Origin of the sequence: Bacteroides caecigallinarum (genome assembly GCF_021530995.1) — a bacterium.
In the GTDB taxonomy this organism is placed as follows: Bacteria; Bacteroidota; Bacteroidia; order Bacteroidales; family Bacteroidaceae; genus Phocaeicola; species Phocaeicola faecigallinarum.
On the sequence record NZ_JADYTF010000187.1, the window covers coordinates 1 to 3,419 of the forward strand.

The 3,419-nt window shown below is 37.5% G+C and carries 3 protein-coding genes; 2 read left to right on the top strand and 1 reads right to left on the bottom strand.

Annotated features, from left to right (window positions below; genetic code table 11):
* Both I6E24_RS15690 and I6E24_RS15695 read left to right on the top strand, forming a co-directional pair.
* The coding region (locus I6E24_RS15690) for a transposase (protein ID WP_235326881.1) at nucleotides 1-124 on the top strand (124 nt) is incomplete at its 5' end.
* A 505-nt stretch (nucleotides 125-629) separates the two neighbouring features.
* The gene (locus tag I6E24_RS15695; protein ID WP_235329579.1) at nucleotides 630-1,412 is read left to right on the top strand and encodes a 4Fe-4S binding protein; all 783 of its coding nucleotides are present in this window, start codon (nucleotides 630-632) and stop codon (nucleotides 1,410-1,412) included.
* Nucleotides 1,413-1,619: 207 nt separating this feature from the next.
* Here I6E24_RS15695 and I6E24_RS15700 read toward each other — a convergent pair whose 3' ends face one another.
* Nucleotides 1,620-3,401: an aminopeptidase P family protein gene (locus I6E24_RS15700; RefSeq protein ID WP_235329581.1), complete on the bottom strand. Its 1,782-nt coding sequence runs from the start codon at nucleotides 3,399-3,401 to the stop codon at nucleotides 1,620-1,622.
* Nucleotides 3,402-3,419: the final 18 nt, after the last annotated feature.

Here is a 3,419-nt window from a genome sequence, read left to right on the forward strand (position 1 = left end):
AGAAGGCATCAACAACAAGATAAAGGTCATGAAGAGAACGGCATATGGATTTAGGGATGAACGATACTTTGAATTGAGGCTATATGCACTGCATGATTGCCGCATCACGCGAAATGTCGGATGAACCTGTTTTGCTCCAATTTAGGGTTTTCTTTCGTTTTATTTTCTAACTTTGCCATTGCTTAGAGGTTTTATCCCGATTTAGATACCGTAACCGGGTGATTACGCTAAATAATTGATTTTCTTTTGTTTTTCGATATTGCAAAGGTACAAAAGAAAATGAAATTTCAAAGTGTACTAAAAGTGTACTTAATGACGAAAAATGGGCAAAATATGGCAAAAATGGAGAAAATAAGAAATATACAAATAACTGATAATAAGGAAGATAAATTCTTTTATTTTCCTATAATTTCTATGCCTTGTACCGGGTCTGGGTACAAAAGAAGAAGTTGAAATTCGGCTTCTTCTTTTTTTATATATACTGGGTGGTAAAATGTCCAATGTAAAAGTGTTGGTGATATTGTTGGCATATTGGATAATTCTTATAAAAACATATTCTATTATTATTGGGTTATATTTATTTGCTTATTTTTGTAACCTGAATAAGATAATCTTCAAAATATAAATTTATGAACAACATTATAAATTCTGTAAATCTGATTTATTATTCGCCAACCGGGACGTCCAGAAAAATTGCTCGTGCCATAGGCGATGGATTGAAGGTGAATAATTTGTGTGAATCGGATATTACTAAGGAGAATAATAATATAGAAAGTTTCCCCGATGATTCTCTTACGGTTTTCGTGTCGCCGGTTTATGGAGGTCGTATCCCTTCGATATTTTTTGAACGTTTAGGAGTATTGAATGCAAACGGGGCTATGTGTGTAATAGTGGCGGTATATGGAAACAGACATTATGATGATGCACTGCTTGAATTGAAAAATGAGATGATGAAACGTGGCTTCCGTGTTGCGGCGGCTGCTTCATTCATAGGTGAACATAGTTTTAGCAGAGAGAATATGCCTGTTGCAGCTGGAAGACCGGATTTTTATGATTTGAGCATGGCTGAACATTTTGGAAAAGAAATAATGGATAAAATAGTGACTGTCCCTGATTTCGGCGAGCTGTTTGTTCCGGGAAATTATCCATATAAAGAGGTGAAGCCTAAGCAGCCTGTAGCTCCAATAAGTACAGAAAATTGTTGTTCATGTGGATTATGTATTTCTTCTTGTCCTACTCACGCGATATCTTTAGATGCATTAGGAAATGTATGTACTGATATTGATAAATGCACGTTGTGTTGTGCGTGTGTTAAAGTTTGTCCTCATGGAGCAAGGGTTTTTGATACACCGTTCACAAAATTCCTGTATGATAATTTCAGTGAAAGAAGAAATCCGGAATTTTATTTTTAGAGTTTTGTAATGTAAGTGATGTGGTCTCTTGTTTTTCTTCGCTTTAATTTGTGATTTTGTTATTGGTTTCAGACGAAACAGACATTAAAATAAAATGGGCTGTCATTTGACTTAAAATGAACTGTTGTTTTAAGTCGAATGACAGCCCATATTTTTTTGATATTTTTTTCGTGTCTAGGCCAGTCTGTATTCTTATTAAAGATTTTACTATTGGATAGGTGAGGTCATTGCTTTAAGCCAGGCATTTTCTTCACTTGTAAGGTATGGCGAAAGTTTATCGTAAACAGTTGCGTGGTAATTGTTCAACCATGATATTTCTTCATGTGAAAGCATTTCTTTTATTATCGGATCTTTGGATATAGGGCACAGTGTGAGTTGTTCAAACTTATAGAATGTACCGAATTCTGTCTCTTTTCCTGGTATTATGAGCATTGTGTTTTCTGTGCGTATTCCATATTGTCCGCTTCTGTATATGCCTGGTTCGTTTGTAACTGTCATTCCCGGCTTTAATATAGCTGGCATGTGATTCATTCTTATCTGATGCGGTCCTTCATGGACGTTGAGGAAATGTCCCACTCCATGTCCTGTTCCATGTCCGTAGTTGACTCCTTCTTTCCACATTGCAATTCTTGCCAGTACGTCAAGTTGGGTTCCGCATGTACCGTCCGGGAATTCCGCCATCGCAAGCTGGATAAATCCTTTGAGCACTAAAGTATAGTCTTTCTTTTGGGCATTCGATATAGGACCGAGCGGTATTGTACGTGTTATGTCAGTAGTGCCGTCCAGGTATTGTGCGCCGCTATCTAGGAGTATGAGGCCTTCCGGTTTGAGAGTTGAAGCGGATTCTTCGGTAGCCTCGTAATGCACTATTGCGCCGTGTTCCTGATAGCCGGCTATTGTGTCGAAGCTGATTCCTTGGAAATACTCCATTTCAGAACGGTATTTGTATAGCTGCATGTCTATACTTGTTTCTGTCTGGTCTCCATTTTTTACGGATTTCTCTAGCCACATAAGAAATTTCACCATGGCTATACCGTCGCGTATCATTGCATTGTGGAAACCAGATATTTCAGTTGGGTTTTTTATTGCTTTGAATTCGCATACAGGCGAGTTGCTCAGAATGACATTGTTCTGTTTTGTCGCGGCGTTGTATATTGCAAAGTTTATTGTTGGTGACATCCATATATTGTGGTTGTGGCATGACATTATATCACTTTCTATCTCTTCATATTCTTTAATGGTTATATTGTGCGATGTTAGGTAGGCTTCTATAGTTTCTGATAGTTTATCCTTATTTATATATAAAGAGGCATAATCTTTCGATATAAGCAGATATGACACAAAAAGAGGGTTGCAATGTATGTCGTTTCCGCGCATATTGAGTGTCCAAGCTATTTCGTCCAATGAGGATAAGAGTACAGCCTCATTTTCTTTTAATGAAATTTTGCTTCTGATTCTTGAGAGTTTTGTATCTGTATTTTCTCCAGAGTATTTTTCGTCTAGAATGAATGGTTTATGGGTGGGGATTTCCGGTCTGTCTGTCCATATCATTTTATATGGATCTTCTGTCATAACCAGTTTCAGACCCTTAATAGATAAATTCTCCTCAAGGTCTTTTGTGACACTTACGGATGTAGTATAACCGTCGAATCCTACTTTATCTCCCTCATTCAGAACATTGCATAGCCATTCGCTTATTGATGGAGTTCCGGTTGTACGTTCCTTGAACAGTTTAATTCCGCTTCCGGAAAGTTGTTCCTCGGCTTGTAAAAAATATCTTGAGTCGGTCCATAAACCTCCATCGTCTTTGGTGATAACTGCTGTTCCTGCAGAACCGGTGAATCCTGTTATCCATTTTCGTGACTCCCAATGTGCAGGCACGTATTCGCCAGAATGTGGATCAGTACTGAATGTTATATATGCTGATAAGTCATTCTTTTCCATGAATAGCCTTAATGAGGCAATTCTTTCGATAATTATATCTTTCATTAGTATATTGGTTTTAGT